We start from the raw sequence: 14631 nt of genomic DNA, 5'->3' as shown, positions 1-14631 counted from the left end.
AGCTCCTAGGGTAGGCATTGGGTTCCGGCGGCCCAAAGGTCGGGTCAGGCACATACTCTTCCCAGTCGGTATCCCGGAGCTAAGCTGAGCACGTCAAACTAGTTGTAGACCCCGCTTGCTAGACACTGCGCGCATGAACAGGGTAAAGTTTCATGTTTAGGACGAAGGTTGTTAGCCGGTAGCTGGTCAATTTACAAGTTATAAACGCTCGTTCGTTTACAAGATGTAAAATCGGTACCTTGCCCCCGGTTTGGTATCCGATACCCTTTGATGGCGCCCGTCTTGAAGTACTATACGCCGTATTATAGAGTCTCCACCCAGAAGCAAGGTATCTCGGGCTTAGGCCTCGAGGCCCAGCAAGCCGCCGTGCGCGCCTTTGTCCAAGACCCAGCCCAACTGCTCACCGAATTCGTGGAAGTGGAGAGCGGCAAGCAAAACCAGCGGCCCCAGCTGCTGGCGGCCATCGCCGAGGCCCGGCGAGTGGGGGCCACGCTGCTTATCGCCAAGCTCGACCGGCTCTCGCGCAATGCGGGCTTCATCTTCGCCCTGCGCGATAGTGGGGTGGAGTTCGTCTGCTGCGACATGCCCGACGCCAATACCTTGACCGTGGGTTTGTTCGCTGTCATCGCCCAGCACGAACGGGAGACCATCTCCAAACGGACCAAGGACGCCTTGCAAGCGAAGAAGGCGCGCGGGGCGAAACTAGGCTCCCCCCAGAACTTTACCCCCGCCGTCATTGCCCAGGGCCAGGCCACGATGCAGCGCAACGCCCGTGAGCACCAGGCCAACCGGCAGGCCGCCCGCCTGGCCGGGCTGCTGCGGGCCCAGGGCCATACCCTGCAGCAGGTAGCCGACGAGCTCAACCAGGCCGGCTATCGGACCCGGCGGGGGAAAACCTTTCAGGCCACCACCGTGCTCCGACTCCTGCCCACACCGGCAACAACGAGCGCAGCGAGCCCTGGGGGGCAGTAACCCTACTGGTTGGGGCACCTACCTACTTTCGTTCGGGGTACAGCAGGCGCAAGGTCTGCGCATCGGGCTGGCCTTGAAAGAACTTGTCTAAGACTTGTTGGAAGACGGGTTGAGCCGGACACACGGCGTCAAAGAGGGTCATGCAAGAGCGCAGCTTTAGCTCGTCCGGACTGCCCAAAATGCGCGTGGCATCAGCACTAGGCAGGGCCAGCAAGGTGGTGCAGAGCAGCTGCAGCCGGCTTCCTAACTGGGGATGCTGTGCATAGGCCCATGCTTCCTCGGCATCACGCAGGGCATAGTACTGGGCCGTGGCACTGCGCCCCAAGCCCTGAAGCTGGGGAAAGATAAACCACATCCAGTGGCTTTGCTTGCGGCCCCGCTGCAGTTCCGCCAAGGCCTTGGGATACGCGCTGGCTTGCGCGTCCAGGAATCGATGTAAGCTGTTTGCTGGGCTCATCAGGTAGGGGCGTGGATCGTAGATAAGGGGCATTCGGCGGTGGAAGGCACAGAGAGCACCGGTTACCGCGCGCAGCGCCGGGGCACCTTTCTCATGACGGCAAGATAGGGGGTTGTTCAACCAAGTATCTTGTCGTCATGAAACCGCCCTTCCGCCTGCTAGCTGTATAGTCCCAGGGAGTGATGGTGTATTTTCCGGGCAGGAATTTCGCACAGATCTATGGGACAAGTACTCCACGGCAGCGCCCGCACAACGGCGGCAATACGGCGCGCTATCCAGCGTAGTCAGGAAAGCCTACAAACGCTAGCTGCCCGCCACGGCATCAACCCCAAAACCGTAGCCAAGTGGCGCAAACGCGACACGGTGCAGGATGCCACGATGGGGCCAGTACCGGTCTCGACGGTGCTTTCGGCCGAGCAAGAAGCGATTGCCGTCGCGTTTCGGCGACACACCCTCTTGCCGCTGGACGACTGCCTCTACGCACTGCAGGCTACGATTCCGCAGCTCTCGCGTTCGGCCCTGCTCCGCTGTTTTCAACGGCACGGCATCAGCCGGCTGCCGCTGAGCGAGGAAGGGCAAAGCCCGCCGAAAAAGAAATTCAAGGACTATCCCATCGGCTACCTGCACGTCGATTTCGCCGAAGTCCAGACCGAAGAAGGCCGTCAGTACCTGTTTGTGGCTATTGACCGCACCAGCAAAGTAGCCTTTGCCGAGCTGCATCCGCGCGCCAAGCGCGTGGTGGCGGCCGAATTCCTGCGCCGCGTGCTGGAGAAGCTGCCCTACCGCGTACACACCGTGCTGACCGACAACGGCGTTCAGTTCACCCTACAAGCCCATCAGTCCTTCCCCGGTGGCCACAGCTTTGACCGCATCTGCCGCGAATACGGGGTGGAGCACCGCCTGACCAAGCCGGCCCATCCCTGGACCAACGGCCAGGTCGAGCGCATGAACCGCACCATTAAAGAGGCTACCGTGCAACGCTACCATTACCAGACCACCGCCGAACTCAACGAGCACCTACAAGCCTTTCTACTGGCCTACAACCACGCCAAGCGTCTGAAAACCTTGCGCGGGCTAACACCGCACGAATTCGTGTGTGCCCAGTGGCAGAAAAATCCTGTTAACTTCAATCAAGACCCGACCCACCTCACGCTGGGACTATACAGCTAGCCACCCCGACTCCCCTCGTACCCCTGCTCGAAACGCCCGATCTACTACTGCGCGGCCCCCACCCGAGCGACCTGCTCGCGGCCGCGGCCATGCACACGGACCCCGTCTTCTACCGCTTTCTAGGCAACAAGTCCTTCTCCCACGAAGACGTCTGGCGCCGTTTATTGAGCCAACTCGGCCACTGGGCCATGCTGGGCTATGGCTCGTGGGCCATCGAAGAAAAGGCTACTGGCCATTACCTCGGTTCCGTGGGTTTCTTTGACTTCCAGCGCGACCTGACCCCCTCCCTTAGCGGTACCCCCGAGGCGGGCTGGGTGCTGACACCCCGCGTGCACGGGCGCGGCTATGCCAGCCAGGCGCTGCAAGCCGCGCTGGACTGGGCCGATGCGCACCTGCGCGCTGAGCGCATCACCTGCCTCATCGACCCCGACAACGTGGCCTCCCTGCGCCTGGCGGGTAAGTTTGGTTTCCAGGAATTTGCCCGTACCACCTATCAAGAGGGACCGATTGTCTTGCTAGAACGGCCCCGCTAAGTCCTTAGACCATCCTCAACCCGCTCTAGTCGGCGGCGACGTTGGCCTTAGTTAAAAGGTTGGTCCACAAGGTAAGTGCGCTCCCGGAAGGTTTGCCCCAACCGTAGTGGTGGCGGTGCCGGCCCCGATTCCCCCGTGTTCCGCCCCGGGAGCGCGGTGGCCCGTGCCCTGGACGTTACCAACCAGCAGGTGGCGTAGGCCGAATCGTACGACCAGCGGCGGCACCGAGCTAGGGCGGGCGACCGGGTGGACTCTTCCTCTTCGTGCAGGGGCCCGGGGCCCGGCCCGTTTAACTGGTGGATCCACCTTTTAACCGAGGCCGTTAATGGGTGGGTTTTCGGTACCACAGTGTCTAAGAAAACGGTCATGGCTGTTGCAGAACTCATCCTAATGGTCTTTCTGGACCAAGTATGACAAGCCAATCGGCGATATAGCGGCTTTTTTGAAGTCCCTGCGGTGGTCATCACCCTTGGGGAGCTGCCCTGCAGGGTTCTGCAACAGCCACGGTCCTTTTACATAGACGGACAAGACTATCGGGCTGGCTTGCCTAGTGGCTGTTGCAGAACTCTCGGCTGCTAGTTGCATCAGTGACTACTGGGCCCGCTTGTCAGCCGGGCGCCCCTTGTCCACCGCTGGAAAAGGCAGATTGGAAGCGGTGACGATGGCTTGAGCAGGGCTACCGCTAGGCCTAGGAGCTGTTTAGGCTGATGCTTCAGTAGCTTTTTCAGATTGTAGACGATGGCGGCGAGCAGCATCGTTTTATGCGCACTGGCACGGCTACGCGTATTCACTCGCCGCAGCCCCTAGTGTTGGAGCAAACTTCCAAACACGGGTTCCACGGTGCTCTGGCGCAGGAGCTGCATGCGTTGCCCCTGCTGGCTCTGCTGACGATGTAAAGCCCGGCGGTAGCAGGGATCATAGGCCGTGTGCGTGATCTGCCGCTTCTGGCTCTTCGGCGCACAGGACGGTTTGCGGGCACAGAGCCGACAATCGCGGTTAGCAGCGCGATAAACCTTTAAGAGCCCACCGTCCAGATTCTTGTCATAGCTTTTGAAAGGCAACTCTTTGCCCGCCGGACAAGTAAAGCAATCCGCTTGGGCGTCCTAGGCAAAGCCTTCAATCTTAGGCTTATACTGCCCGAATACCGGAATCCAGGGCGTGATGCCCCCTTGTTCGAGCAGCGCGTAGTTCACCCCGTTGGAGTAATTGGTGTCGGCCACTAGATCCTGCAGGGGCAAGCCCTGGGCGAGCAAGCGCTGATGGAGTTGCGTGACCAGGCCAGGTAAGTGGACACTGTCGCGACTATCGGCTAAGTCCGCTTGCACGTGGCTGATAACGCCGTGGGCCGTGTCCACCGCTAAGCTACAGAGGTAATTCAGGGCGCGGGCTTTACCGGGCTTGATAGAAATGCGGGCCTCGGGATCGGCCGGACTGTAATGCGTTTTGTTGCTCACTAAGCGCGCTTTGGGGCGCCGGGCGCCCAGGTGCCCCAACTGGTGCTGGGCTTGCCGGTTCGCTACCCGGCGCAACACGTGTGCAGGCGTAGACAACAGGGCTGCTGTGGGCTGGGACGTGGTCTCCCGATCCGGCTCCCCCGCTAGCTGCATGCGTGGTACCAACGCCTTTAGAGGCTGTTTTTCGCAGAGGCGGTGCAGGGATGCATTGGCTTTGACCGGGGCCGAGTCCACGGCTTGCGTGTCGCCGGCCACCAAACCCTGGGCCACGCATTGGGCAAAGACGTGGTCGAATAGGTGCTCGAAGACGGCGGCCGGATACAGCTGCCGGGTACGACTCAGGGTCGAGTGCCAGGGCAATTCTTCATCCACCTCGTAGCCCAGGAAGTAGAGAATGTCTAGCCGCAAGGCACAGTGCTCGACGAGGCGCCGGTCACTGACCAAGTTCTCCAGCCGCCCCACCAGTAGGAGCTTAAAGAACACCACGGGGGTCGAGAGAGGGCTGCCCCGTGTGGCTGTAGAGCGCTTTGGTCTCTTCGTAGAGAAAGCGCCAGTCGACGAGCTCCGCCAAGCGGCGATAAAAATTGTGTGGTGGTACCCGCTCGGAGAGCCGAAAGTGGGTGACTTCTTACTCGGTGAACTGCTTCTTACCCTGCATGCACCACTCTACGCGTTACCTCCTCAAACAGCCAGTGGGTTCTGCAACAGCCACCACGGCTTCGTGGCCCGCCGACATTTCCGGCGTGGAGCGGCAGGTACTCATCCGTGTGGACGAGGTAGCCCCTGAGGAAGGCACCCGTGGGCAGGCCGAAGCCGTGAAAGAAGCGCTGGTGGCCAGCGGTGCCAAGGCCGGCGAGCTGCAGAGCACTACCGACGAGCAGGGCATCCGCCATTCGGAAGTCAAAGTTTCGTACCGCACGGACCAGCCGGAGCTGACCCAGGTGAGCCTAGCCCTCAATGCGGTGGCCGCGCAGCCGGGCAGCCAAGTGGTGGAAAACGACAGCCACCGGGCTGAGCGCCACGACTTGACCCGTGGCCAGCAGCAATTCGAAGGACCCGCTCGTAGCGCAGAAGTAGAGCGGTAAAGGGGCCGTTGCCACCTATGTAAGAGCCGCCCCTATTTGGTTAGGGCGGCTCTTTTATGTTCAACTACTTTCGGATGCCGACCAGGCCGGGCGTAGGAGCAAGGCCAGCAATTGCTATTGCTCGATGGAGCTCATGCAAACAGCCAATTGGGTTAGCGTGGTTAGGATTTCGCGGGTACTGGCCGCCACGTCCTTGCGCAGAAGGTAGCCCTGGTTCCGGACCTGAGCCGTCTGCCGGCTTCTTACTGCTCCCGCAATGTGGAAATACGCTTTAAGACGGCTACTATCCTGGCCGGTTACTAAATGGGCGCCAGGTGGAGGTGCACCAGCTGGCCCGCGGATGCCTAAGGAAATTTGAGTGTGTGAGTGATATTTTAGCACTTGCTTATTTAAGCAAGTGCTAACTTTGCGGAAACAATTATTATGACTGACCCTACTTGCATCCGGGTGTATGCCGACGCGGCTCAACTGCAGCGCAGCCAGCAACACTTGGCTACTGCCCAACCAAAACTGGACCAAATGGCGGCGGTGCTGAGCTTGGCGGGGAACGAAGTGCGCCTGCGCATCTTGCTTTTGCTGGCCCAGGAGCAGCTCTGCGTGTGCGACCTAGCCGATGTGCTGGGCATGAACATTTCCGCCGTGTCGCAGCACCTGCGCAAGCTCAAAGATGGTGGCGTGGTGCAAGCCCGGAAAGTTGGGCAGACCGTGTTTTACCGCCTCCACGCCGACCAAATGGCAGTGCTGCAGCCCTTGCTGAGCCGGTTACTGCCCACCCTGACCACTCCCATCCAATGAACAGTACTCCTTCCTCTGGTTCCAAGTCCTGGTTTGGCGCCGGCCTGCTGGCCGCTCTGGCGGCCTCGCTGTGCTGCATCACGCCGCTACTGGCCTTGGTTGGCGGCCTGGGTGGGGCTGCCAGCGCTTTTTCCTGGCTGGCGCCCTTCCGGCCCTACCTGGTAGCCCTGACGGTGGCCGTGCTCGGGTTCGCCTGGTACCGCCAGCTGCGGCCTAGCCCCACCGCCGACTGCTGCGCGGTGCCAAAGAAGAAGCCGCTGTTGCAGACCACGGGTTTTCTGGGAGCCGTAACCGGGCTGGCCGCGCTGCTGCTGGCTTTGCCATACTACGACACTCTGCTCTATCCTTCCACACCGCCATTTGCTCAGCCGGGCATATCTTCCGCTTCTGCCCGCCCCACGGCCCCGGTGTGGCAGACCCGCATGTACCGCATCGGCGGCATGACCTGCGAGGCCTGTGAGCAGCACGTGGTGCGCGAGGTGCAGCAGGTGCCGGGTATCGCCCAGGTGGAGGTCTCCTATGCCCAGGGCACAGCCCAGGTCAGCTACGATGCTTCCCGGGCCTCATCGCAGCAGGTGGAACAGGCCATTGCTAAAACGGGCTACCAGGTTTTGAACGCCCACTAACTCGTTGTGATGAACCCTTCTCCAGTAAATATCCCTGTCCTGACTTCGGTCCTCACCTGCCCCGTGTGTCACACCCAGCACGCGGAGCAGATGCCGACGGATGCTTGCCAGTACTTCTACGAGTGCCCCAGTTGCCACACTGTGCTCAAGCCGCTGGCCGGCGACTGCTGCGTGTACTGCTCCTATGGCAGCGTACCCTGCCCGCCCATTCAGGAGCAGCGCAAAGGGGCCTGCGGGTGCTGCTAGTAGGAGCGCTGCCGAGAGCAACTCAGCCAACCATCAGCAAATCTTCCAATCGGGTAGTGTACTGCGGAGTGCGCCACTGTGCCTGGCCTTCCCAGGGTGCCTGCAGCTGACCCGACGGCAGTATAAGGGACGCCAATTTAACCGTGCCTTTTCCAAACCGATGGTTCAAGGCATCCAGCTCGGCCATTAGCTTATTCCGTTTCTCCGACACGGGGCCGGCCTCGAACAGGGTAAGCTGGGTCTGACCGGCCGGCTCCAGCCCGTCGAATATCACCCCCGCTTTGGTGTAGCGGTGGCCTGGTTGCCACAGGCGCTTGAGGGCGGCGCGGGCAAACCGAACCAGCTCCATGGTGTTATTGGTAGCGACTGGCAGCGTGAGCACGGCCGAACAGGAATACGGCGGGGGCTCCAGGCCGTAGCGGCTCTTGCTCAGAAAGACCGTCATCAGGTGGGCCGCGTCGCCCTGCCGGCGCAGCTTCTCGGCTACCCGCGAAGTGAAGGCACTCACCGCCCCTACGATGTCCGGGAACTCGGTCAGGGGCTTGCCAAAGGTGCGGGAGCAGCACAAGCTGCGCCGCGACAGCGTCCCGTCCTCGCTGGGGGCCAGGCCCTGACAGGGGAAACCCTGCAGCTCGCGTACCAAGCGGGCGCCGACTACCCTGCCCAGGTGCTTGCGGGCGAAGGCTTCCGAACAAGCGGCCAGGCCCGCCGCGGTGGTGATGCCGGCGGCGTAGAGCTTCTGGACATATTGCCGCCCGATGCCCCAGACGTCTTCCACCGCCACCTGCTCCAGGGCCCAGCGGCGGCACTCCTCGGTGTCGAGGTAGCACACGCCGCCCATCTCCGGGCTTTTCTTGGCCAGGCGGTTAGCCAGCTTGGCCAGGGTTTTGGTCGGGGCCACGCCCACGCAGGTGGGAATGCCGGTGCGGGCCAGCACGTTGGCGCGCACGGTGCGGGCAAACGTGTCGAGGCTATCGACCAGGAAGCGCTCCAGGCCGTGCAGGTCCAGGAAAGCCTCGTCGACGGAGTAGATTTCCACCGCCGGCGCTACCTGGCTCAGATACCACATCACGCGCCGCGACATGTCGCCGTACAGGGCGTAGTTGCTGGAGAAAACGGCCACCTTATGCTGTTCCAGCAGGAGCTTCACCTGAAAGTACGGGTAGCCCATCTGCAGGCCCAGGGCCTTGGCCTCAGCACTGCGGGATATCAGGCAGCCGTCATTGTTGCTCAAAATAACGACGGGCCGGCCTTCGAGCCGGGGCTGGAAAACCCGCTCGCAGGACACGTAGAAGTTGTTGCAGTCGACCAGGGCGTATATAAGCTAGTCGCGGGTGCGCAGCAGGGCTGCAAGCTTGTCGGGAATCAGCTCATGGAGCACGTGGGTGACCACGCCCCAGATGCGCACCGCGCCGGCGTCGTGGATTTCCCAGGGCTTATAATCGGGGTTTTCGGGCTTGAGCCACCAGGTGCCGTGCTCGCAGACCAGGCGCTTGACCGTGCACTCACCTTCGACCACGGCCACCACGATGTGGTTGTGGTCAGCCTCCAACTGCTTGTCGACGGCCAGCAGGTCGCCTTCGTGAATCTCCGCGTTTTTCATGCTCTCCCCGCTCACCCGCATCAGGTACGTGGCGTCGGGGTGGCGCAGCAGCAGGCCTACCTGGCCATGGAGCAGAAGCCCGCCAACGCGGCCGAAAAACGCGGGCTCGAGGCCGTCCGCCGGCACGTGCTGGCCCACACCCACCCAGCTGATTTGCGCGGGCTGGCGGGGGCGGTAAAGAGGCTGCTGAGCGCCGGCTACGAGGTCGGCTGCGGCAGTGCGCACCTCTGGGTGCAACGCCCGGGCGACCCCCCGCGGCTGGCCATCGTGGCCGACCGATTGACGACGGCCTATCGAGACTGGCTCGAGCCCCTGCGGGACGGCGGGCTGCGCACCAGCCGCAACCCCCACCGGCGCCTGCCGCAGCCAGGCGCACCCCAAGAACTGAACCTTAGCTTATAAAACCTATCCTTTCGCCCGGAGATTCCGGCTTGTTGAGCGATCCTGCCCCCCTCCCGCTGCCTTCCTGTTCGTTCGCTTGCGACCCGCATTGAACTAGATGCCCTGCGCGCGGAGCTGCGCTGCATTTTGCAGCACCCCGCCATGGCGACCGCCCGCCGGGAGTGCGCTGAGCACTTCCTCTGCCGCTGCCAGGAAGCAACGCAACTGCAGCAGTGGCTGGCGTTGGCAGTGGCCGAGTACCTGGACCAGCGCTACAAGACGCAACGGCTGCATTCCGCCCTAGGCTACTGCACCCCGCTCGAAGTCGAACGCCCGTATCTTTTTACCCTGCCTTCGCTCGGTGTCCGTTTGCACCCGACCACCTCAGAAAAATCCCGTTAACTTCACCCTTGCCCCGCCCCTGGGCCTTTGCACCCAGTGGTTCCAAACAAAGGCCGTCAAATTTATGGCAAGCAACCACCGTAATCCCAGCAAATCACTTCCCAGACTAACTTTTTTGGTGCTCGCGCTCGGGGCCTGCACGACCACCAGAAATCGGCCAGCCGTCGAGTTGGAGCGCGTGGCGTGGCTGCACGGCGCGGCCACCTGCGCCGGCAACGCCGACCCCGCGATTCAGGTTATCCGCTACAATGATCGAACCTGGATCTTGCGGCAAAACAAATGCCTGAACTACGAGGCGCCCTTCCTGTTTCTGCTGGTGGGCGAGCAAAAAGCGTTGCTGCTGGACACGGGGGCCACCCCTGATTCCAGCACCTTTCCGCTGTACCGCACGGTTCGGCACCTGCTCCAGGGCTGGGAAGCAGCCCACGGCCGCAAGCTGGAGTTGGTCGTGGCGCACACCCACAACCACGGCGATCACCGGGCCGCCGATGAGCAGTTTCGGGGCCGGCCAAACGTGCACCTGGTGGGCCTGGAGGCCCCCGACGTGCAGCACTTTTTCGGGCTAGAAGCGTGGCCCGTGCAATCTGCGATTTTTGAGTTGGGTCGCCGGCCCCTGGAGATAATTCCCATTCCAGGCCATCAGGCCGCTTCCATTGCCGTGTACGACGCGGCCACGCGCCTGCTTTTTACCGGTGACACCGTGTACCCGGGCCGGCTGTACGTGCAGGACTGGCCGGCTTTTCGGGCCAGCATCCAGCGGCTGGTGACCTTTGCCGCCCACCACAAAGTGGCCTATGTCGTGGGCAACCACATTGAGATGAGCCGTACGCCCGGCGTCGACTATCCCACCGGCACCACCTTTCAGCCCGACGAGCACCCGCTGCCGCTGCACGTGGCGGATTTGCAAAGACTCAACCGGCACTTGCACGCCTTAGGCGATCAGCCTACCCGGCAGGTGGACGATGCCTTCATCATCGACCCGAAGTGAGGTGGACGCGCGGAAGCGGACAGTTGGAGGACCTAACGGGAGCCCCACAGGTGCCTCTTTCCGAACCTACCTCTTTAAACTTCTTCGAAAAAAAAGCGGTCACCTGTCCGTTTCTAGTAGACCACCCCACCCCTTATTTTGCCGCGCAATGAGGATGCTAATCCGTTAGTTCCAAGACTTCTTCGGCCGGGATGCCTAGCTTTTTATACATGCGGCGCAAGAAGTCGCCGTTGGCCGGGCGCCGGCCACGCAGCACCTCGCTCAGGCGCGACTCGCCCACCTCCAGCAGCTGCGCGAGCTGCTTTTGCTTCAAGCGGCGTCGGAACATCTCCACCTGCAGCCGGCCGGCCACGGTGGTCGGGGGCCCGGGGTTGTGGCCGTTCGCCTCCTCAAAGGCGTGGATGGCGTCGCGCAGCACCAGCAGGCGGGCGTGGTTGGCTTCTTCGTCGGTGGCCAGCGTCCGGAATTCCTTCACGGCGGCTTTGTGCTCGGCTTCGGTGGTCAGGGTCATCGCGGGGTCGGGGTTAGAGGCAACAGGAAAAAGGGACCTCAGAGGTCTTGTAACTGCTTTTTGTTCAGCTTGCTGTAATCGGCGTGGGTCATGATGCGCCGGATATCGACGGTGCGCAGCGAAAACAACACTTGGGCCACCAGCCGGTAGTGGTGGCCCTTGCTGTCGAACACGTAGCGTCCCTGGCCGATGTAGTCCGCCGTGGCGAAGTCGGCCAGCAGCTCGTTGTGGCTCGACCAGGTACAGAGCTGCACTTGGGCAAACCACACCTTTAAGGCTTCCCGCGCCTGGGCGTTCTTGCGGCCGTAGCTCGTGATGGTCTTCTCCTCAAGGACAATCATGGCCATGCGGCAAACATACGCAATCCAGAATTAAATTCCATATTGCGTAGAAAATACCCGTCTGGCTGCTGGTAGGGTGCGATAGCGGGCCCTTATCGGACCCTATCCGAAAGAAGGTGGCTGCTTAAATCACCGTTTTCCTGAACGCCCGTTTGGCTATTTGGATCATTTCGCTGAGCCAGGGTAGCACCTCGTACCTTCGGGGGATGAAACAGCGGAAGCGCGGGCTTATCCCAGACGAATTGACCGAGGCCATGCATGGCGAGTTTACGGTGGACGAAGAAACCGAACGGCGCCACCGGGTGGCCACGGCTCGTTCCAGTGTGGCCCTGGGCCTGCTCACCCCGGACGAAGCCGCCGAGGCGTACGGCATTCCTCTCGAAGAGATCACGGCCTCTGGCCCAGACCCCGGTAAGTAAGCGCGCTTGGGACCGTTTTGCTGAACTCAAACCACCTCAAGGGCATCAGTACACAAATACGACTTTGCCTTGGCCGAACATCTTGCCGTTGGAGGCGTTGACTTTAAGCCTAACACATCCGTTGCAGTCATTTTCGACCAACCAGTAGCAGGTCTTTGGATTGGCGGTAATGGCTTTTCAACAAGTGCTCACCTGTTGCATGCTGGTCAAGGTGTCGGGCATAAAGCCGCTCGCATTGAAGCCCACCGCTGCGCCTGGCTGCTTCACGCCGGAGCCCAGCGCAATGCCGACCGCTTGCTTCAGGCCTATTTCCAAGTCTCCCGTAATAAACCGCTGTAAGCAACTAATTCTGCTAGTTTGCTCGGGTAGACCTGTCGGTCGGGGCCAAAGCTGACCACTGCGGACTCAATGGTGTCCCCCTGGTGCAATAACCCGTAATAAAACTCGTATTGCAACGCCGGGCCGGGCAAGGTGTCCGTGGCGCTGGCCACCCAGTACGGCTACGAAAACCCATAGCTGGTCGGTAAAGATTTCCAGGCACTCGTGTCGGGTATCGCCAACCGCACCAGGCTGTCCGCCCGGGCATGAGCGGCCGCGAATTGGTGCAGCAAGGCCTGGCTGGACGGAACGTTGAGCGGGTGTGTAAGATGCAGTTGCGGGGGTTGCCCAAAGTTGCCCTGGGGGTTGTTCGTCGTGGTGGAGCACCCCATCAGCCAAGTAGAGCACCCCATAAGGGCAAGCGTGAGGAAAGCAGTACTGCGCATTTCAAACTGCGGTAAAATGTCTTTTTTATACCACTAACCTCTGCAAACAAAAAAGTAGGTTTGTCATGGTAGCTGCCACAGGCTACAACAAACCAAAAGTGAACGCCATGAACCGGAAACAATTTGTAAAACTTGCCGGCTGTAGCGCGGCAGTAGCAGCAACCGGTGGATTGGCCGGATGCGCAAACGGAATCTTTCCCCATTCAGCGGCGCCCGTGTCGGCATCGCATAACGGAGCAAGGGCCGAGAAGGTGGTGTATGTGCCCAACGGGAAAAACCGCTTTCAGCAGGAGCTAATGATCTGGGGCGCTATCCCGCTTCAAATCAAGGTATCCGGTAAGGACACAGATGGGTCTCTTTTCGTTTTCGAACACGCCAAAATGGGCAAAGGTGGACCACCACGGCATGAAGGTGGTGGGGCCTCTTCTCCCCGGGAGCTAAACACGAAGGGAAAAGAAAGGACAGGAATACGGGATAAAGCGGTGGCGGGCTCGGGCGGTTGCAACAGCAATGCCGCTGCGTTCCAAAATCCGTGAACGAGCTGGAAACAGACCACTTTTATTCGAGCTGCAAAATTCTCCCCGGGGATTAGTTATCCTGATTAATCCACAGGGTAGGAGTAACCTGTGCAAACTGCTTGAAATCTTTCACCATATGCTGATAATCAGCGTAACCAAACAGTAATGCAACGGTCAGCCAATCGTCCTGAGGATGGGTTTCTTTGTATTAGTAGGCTTTCTAAAAACGCACAACACGGCTGTACAGCTTCGGTCCAGCCCCCATTCTTTCAGTGAACTTGCGATCAAACTGCCGTGGACACAAACAGGATTGCTTCGCCAGCCAATTCAAAGAAAACCGGGATGGATTTGCAAAAAGGCAGGAGGCAACCTTATCAAGAGGGTGCGTGTCTGCCTTTACTTTTTTAATCTGGTTGAGCAGGAAATCCTCCACAACAGCAATCATTTGCGCATAGCCGAGGCAATGGGCAAGCCGTTCATTGACTTCCTTTGTTTCGTTGCCAATCACAGAAGCGGCGTCAAACCAGCAATCAGTAAACTCAGAAAGAGGAACCCGCAGCAACCGAAAAAGAGCGCCCGGGTGAAAGTGTACCCGCAACATCAGGTATTCCGAGCTCAGATAAAAGTTATATCTCGACGTCTGTTTTCCGCAGGTGGAAATGACTGGCGCAACGCGTGTTTCACCAGTCAGTGTATTGCTGACCGTCAAGTTGCCTTTTGGCAGAAAGGTGATCGTCTGCTCCGGCTTGGGGGAATAAGACTTGACAGGAATGTCCTGCTTTTTATCGAATACAAAATGAGCAACCAAATAATCCCTCACAAATTCCCGTAAGGCTGGGCTTGGTGCAATGTATTGATAAATCATGGCTTGCTTGGGTGATTAAACGTGCGCCTAGCTAGTGCACATGCGTAACCGTTACGTGGGCGGCGCCCCGCCCGCAACCAAAGAGCAGGGTGGCCGGCCCCGCCTGCGCTAAGACGCTCGGCCCGAAACGGTCGAAGCGGGGAATGGGCGCCCCAGTGCCCAGCCAGGTCACCTGGAGCGTTTGGGCCGGGGCTGCGAACCAGGTCAGCAGGGCCCAGGCGACTGCGGTTGGGCGGGGAAGGAAGTGCGTCATCGCGGCTAGGGGGAGCAAGCAAGCGGCAGGTGCCCCACCCTGCTTCGGCGCACCAGTTGCCCCCTGTAGGAGGCACCGGCGACTGATGAAGGTATCGTATTTACCGCGGACCGCAAGCTTGCCTGTTGGCCCTCAGGATAGTTACGCATCCAAAACATATCGGGTTCAGTCGAGGGGTCGTGGCTGTGGCAGAACCCTGCGAGCCACTCAGAAATGGCGTAGGCTAGCGAATTAGCACGTTTGTTAGC

21 protein-coding genes are annotated in these 14631 nt (G+C 60.5%); 12 read left to right on the top strand and 9 right to left on the bottom strand.

The window, feature by feature from the left end:
* Positions 1-270: 270 nt before the first annotated feature.
* Entirely contained in the window at positions 271-972 is a 702-nt protein-coding gene (locus B9A24_RS17745) for a recombinase family protein (RefSeq protein WP_084447356.1), read from the top strand.
* Positions 973-994: 22 nt separating this feature from the next.
* Here the strand turns inward: B9A24_RS17745 and B9A24_RS17740 are convergent, their stop codons facing one another.
* A complete protein-coding gene (locus B9A24_RS17740) occupies positions 995-1462 on the bottom strand; it encodes a DUF1810 domain-containing protein (protein ID WP_234997481.1) in 468 nt (155 codons plus the stop codon).
* Positions 1463-1648: 186 nt separating this feature from the next.
* Here B9A24_RS17740 and B9A24_RS17735 point away from each other — a divergent pair, with 186 nt between their 5' ends.
* Both B9A24_RS17735 and B9A24_RS17730 read left to right on the top strand, forming a co-directional pair.
* Entirely contained in the window at positions 1649-2599 is a 951-nt protein-coding gene (locus B9A24_RS17735) for an IS481 family transposase (RefSeq protein WP_084447355.1), read from the top strand.
* The gene (locus B9A24_RS17730) at positions 2590-3132 is read left to right on the top strand and encodes a GNAT family N-acetyltransferase (protein WP_084447354.1); all 543 of its coding nucleotides are present in this window, start codon (positions 2590-2592) and stop codon (positions 3130-3132) included. The genes B9A24_RS17735 and B9A24_RS17730 overlap by 10 nt, the downstream gene beginning before the upstream one ends.
* 803 nt (positions 3133-3935) lie before the next feature.
* On the opposite strand, the gene B9A24_RS21785 is transcribed toward B9A24_RS17730, so the two are convergent.
* Positions 3936-4193 carry a transposase gene (locus B9A24_RS21785; RefSeq protein ID WP_143435021.1) on the bottom strand — a complete coding sequence of 86 codons (258 nt, stop codon included), beginning with the start codon at positions 4191-4193 and terminating at the stop codon, positions 3936-3938.
* A 42-nt stretch (positions 4194-4235) separates the two neighbouring features.
* Positions 4236-5072, bottom strand: a complete 837-nt coding sequence (locus tag B9A24_RS21780) for a transposase (RefSeq protein ID WP_159452096.1) — start codon at positions 5070-5072, stop codon at positions 4236-4238.
* A 170-nt stretch (positions 5073-5242) separates the two neighbouring features.
* On the opposite strand from B9A24_RS21780, the gene B9A24_RS17715 reads away from it, so the two are divergent.
* The 4 genes from B9A24_RS17715 (at position 5243) to B9A24_RS17700 (ending at position 7338) form a co-directional block, all read left to right on the top strand.
* The gene (locus B9A24_RS17715; protein ID WP_084447352.1) at positions 5243-5671 is read left to right on the top strand and encodes a hypothetical protein; all 429 of its coding nucleotides are present in this window, start codon (positions 5243-5245) and stop codon (positions 5669-5671) included.
* A gap of 423 nt (positions 5672-6094) precedes the next feature.
* Positions 6095-6466 carry an ArsR/SmtB family transcription factor gene (locus B9A24_RS17710; RefSeq protein ID WP_084447351.1) on the top strand — a complete coding sequence of 124 codons (372 nt, stop codon included), beginning with the start codon at positions 6095-6097 and terminating at the stop codon, positions 6464-6466.
* A complete protein-coding gene (gene merTP / locus B9A24_RS17705; protein ID WP_084447350.1) occupies positions 6463-7092 on the top strand; it encodes a mercuric transport protein MerTP in 630 nt (209 codons plus the stop codon). The genes B9A24_RS17710 and merTP overlap by 4 nt, the downstream gene beginning before the upstream one ends.
* Positions 7093-7101: 9 nt before the next feature.
* A complete protein-coding gene (locus B9A24_RS17700) occupies positions 7102-7338 on the top strand; it encodes a GDCCVxC domain-containing (seleno)protein (protein ID WP_084447349.1) in 237 nt (78 codons plus the stop codon).
* Positions 7339-7360: 22 nt separating this feature from the next.
* Here B9A24_RS17700 and B9A24_RS17695 read toward each other — a convergent pair whose 3' ends face one another.
* Positions 7361-8650: a Y-family DNA polymerase gene (locus B9A24_RS17695; RefSeq protein WP_262490609.1), complete on the bottom strand. Its 1290-nt coding sequence runs from the start codon at positions 8648-8650 to the stop codon at positions 7361-7363.
* 12 nt (positions 8651-8662) lie between these two features.
* Entirely contained in the window at positions 8663-9166 is a 504-nt protein-coding gene (locus B9A24_RS22810) for a LexA family protein (protein WP_234997475.1), read from the bottom strand.
* 318 nt (positions 9167-9484) lie between these two features.
* On the opposite strand from B9A24_RS22810, the gene B9A24_RS17685 reads away from it, so the two are divergent.
* Both B9A24_RS17685 and B9A24_RS17680 read left to right on the top strand, forming a co-directional pair.
* Positions 9485-9724, top strand: coding sequence for an integrase core domain-containing protein (locus tag B9A24_RS17685; RefSeq protein WP_084447347.1), 240 nt, complete (start codon positions 9485-9487; stop codon positions 9722-9724).
* 118 nt (positions 9725-9842) lie between these two features.
* Positions 9843-10712, top strand: coding sequence for an MBL fold metallo-hydrolase (locus B9A24_RS17680; protein ID WP_234997482.1), 870 nt, complete (start codon positions 9843-9845; stop codon positions 10710-10712).
* Positions 10713-10869: 157 nt separating this feature from the next.
* Here the strand turns inward: B9A24_RS17680 and B9A24_RS17675 are convergent, their stop codons facing one another.
* Positions 10870-11223, bottom strand: a complete 354-nt coding sequence (locus tag B9A24_RS17675) for a helix-turn-helix domain-containing protein (RefSeq protein WP_084447345.1) — start codon at positions 11221-11223, stop codon at positions 10870-10872.
* 38 nt (positions 11224-11261) lie between these two features.
* Complete coding sequence (locus B9A24_RS17670) at positions 11262-11564, bottom strand: type II toxin-antitoxin system HigB family toxin (protein ID WP_159452095.1); 303 nt, start codon at positions 11562-11564, stop codon at positions 11262-11264.
* A 152-nt stretch (positions 11565-11716) separates the two neighbouring features.
* Between B9A24_RS17670 and B9A24_RS17665 the strand changes: the two genes are divergently transcribed.
* From B9A24_RS17665 to B9A24_RS17655, 3 genes are all read left to right on the top strand, one after another.
* A complete protein-coding gene (locus B9A24_RS17665; RefSeq protein ID WP_084447343.1) occupies positions 11717-11983 on the top strand; it encodes a hypothetical protein in 267 nt (88 codons plus the stop codon).
* Positions 11984-12052: 69 nt separating this feature from the next.
* Positions 12053-12322, top strand: a complete 270-nt coding sequence (locus B9A24_RS21775) for a hypothetical protein (protein WP_143435018.1) — start codon at positions 12053-12055, stop codon at positions 12320-12322.
* A gap of 490 nt (positions 12323-12812) precedes the next feature.
* Entirely contained in the window at positions 12813-13283 is a 471-nt protein-coding gene (locus B9A24_RS17655; RefSeq protein WP_084447341.1) for a hypothetical protein, read from the top strand.
* A gap of 202 nt (positions 13284-13485) precedes the next feature.
* Here the strand turns inward: B9A24_RS17655 and B9A24_RS21770 are convergent, their stop codons facing one another.
* Together B9A24_RS21770 and B9A24_RS17645 are read right to left on the bottom strand one after the other, a co-directional pair.
* Complete coding sequence (locus B9A24_RS21770; RefSeq protein WP_143435017.1) at positions 13486-14130, bottom strand: DUF6597 domain-containing transcriptional factor; 645 nt, start codon at positions 14128-14130, stop codon at positions 13486-13488.
* 31 nt (positions 14131-14161) lie between these two features.
* Positions 14162-14383, bottom strand: coding sequence for an MBL fold metallo-hydrolase (locus tag B9A24_RS17645; protein WP_084447339.1), 222 nt, complete (start codon positions 14381-14383; stop codon positions 14162-14164).
* Positions 14384-14631: the final 248 nt, after the last annotated feature.

The organism is Hymenobacter roseosalivarius DSM 11622 (assembly GCF_900176135.1).
In the GTDB taxonomy this organism is placed as follows: Bacteria; Bacteroidota; Bacteroidia; order Cytophagales; family Hymenobacteraceae; genus Hymenobacter; species Hymenobacter roseosalivarius.
This window is presented reverse-complemented; position numbering and strand designations above follow the sequence as displayed.

What these genes read in the sequence shown, in the direction of transcription:
- B9A24_RS17655 (WP_084447341.1), top strand. Translation starts at nt 12,813, where the DNA reads ATGGTAGCTGCCACAGGCTACAACAAACCAAAAGTGAACGCCATGAAC.
- B9A24_RS17645 (WP_084447339.1), bottom strand. Translation starts at nt 14,383, where the DNA reads ATGACGCACTTCCTTCCCCGCCCAACCGCAGTCGCCTGGGCCCTGCTG.
- B9A24_RS17710 (WP_084447351.1), top strand. Translation starts at nt 6,095, where the DNA reads ATGACTGACCCTACTTGCATCCGGGTGTATGCCGACGCGGCTCAACTG.
- B9A24_RS17675 (WP_084447345.1), bottom strand. Translation starts at nt 11,223, where the DNA reads ATGACCCTGACCACCGAAGCCGAGCACAAAGCCGCCGTGAAGGAATTC.
- B9A24_RS17740 (WP_234997481.1), bottom strand. Translation starts at nt 1,462, where the DNA reads ATGCCCCTTATCTACGATCCACGCCCCTACCTGATGAGCCCAGCAAAC.
- B9A24_RS17700 (WP_084447349.1), top strand. Translation starts at nt 7,102, where the DNA reads ATGAACCCTTCTCCAGTAAATATCCCTGTCCTGACTTCGGTCCTCACC.
- B9A24_RS17715 (WP_084447352.1), top strand. Translation starts at nt 5,243, where the DNA reads ATGCACCACTCTACGCGTTACCTCCTCAAACAGCCAGTGGGTTCTGCA.
- B9A24_RS17735 (WP_084447355.1), top strand. Translation starts at nt 1,649, where the DNA reads ATGGGACAAGTACTCCACGGCAGCGCCCGCACAACGGCGGCAATACGG.
- B9A24_RS17685 (WP_084447347.1), top strand. Translation starts at nt 9,485, where the DNA reads ATGGCGACCGCCCGCCGGGAGTGCGCTGAGCACTTCCTCTGCCGCTGC.
- B9A24_RS17745 (WP_084447356.1), top strand. Translation starts at nt 271, where the DNA reads ATGGCGCCCGTCTTGAAGTACTATACGCCGTATTATAGAGTCTCCACC.
- merTP (WP_084447350.1), top strand. Translation starts at nt 6,463, where the DNA reads ATGAACAGTACTCCTTCCTCTGGTTCCAAGTCCTGGTTTGGCGCCGGC.
- B9A24_RS21770 (WP_143435017.1), bottom strand. Translation starts at nt 14,130, where the DNA reads ATGATTTATCAATACATTGCACCAAGCCCAGCCTTACGGGAATTTGTG.
- B9A24_RS17670 (WP_159452095.1), bottom strand. Translation starts at nt 11,564, where the DNA reads ATGATTGTCCTTGAGGAGAAGACCATCACGAGCTACGGCCGCAAGAAC.